The organism is Tetzosporium hominis, from assembly GCF_002265435.1.
Lineage (GTDB): Bacteria > Bacillota > Bacilli > Bacillales_A > Planococcaceae > Chryseomicrobium > Chryseomicrobium hominis.
In genome coordinates, this window is sequence record NZ_NOKQ01000129.1 from 1 (window position 1) to 251 (window position 251).

Sequence of the window (251 nt, forward strand, 5' to 3'; positions counted from 1 at the left end):
ATCTACGAATACTGGCTTGGCAATAAGAACATCCACAATAATAAAAGACCGATCAAACCCGGCAGTGAAACCAGCTTCAGCTTTTTCATCCGTAAAAGTTCAAAAAGCGCCACACTGCCCATAGCATAAATTAATATGGTGAACGGCAATTTCCCGACAATAACCAAAAATAAAAATACAATTGCTGCCAGAACACCTGTCAAAATTCTTTGTTTCATGTCCACCATCCTCTAAATTCCGCCAAACCCGTG

General features: G+C 40.2%; 1 pseudogene. It reads right to left on the reverse strand.

The window, feature by feature from the left end:
• Positions 1-5: 5 nt before the first annotated feature.
• A pseudogene (gene cdsA / locus CF394_RS00865) lies at positions 6-227 on the reverse strand (phosphatidate cytidylyltransferase); the annotation flags it as partial.
• Positions 228-251 lie beyond the last annotated feature (24 nt).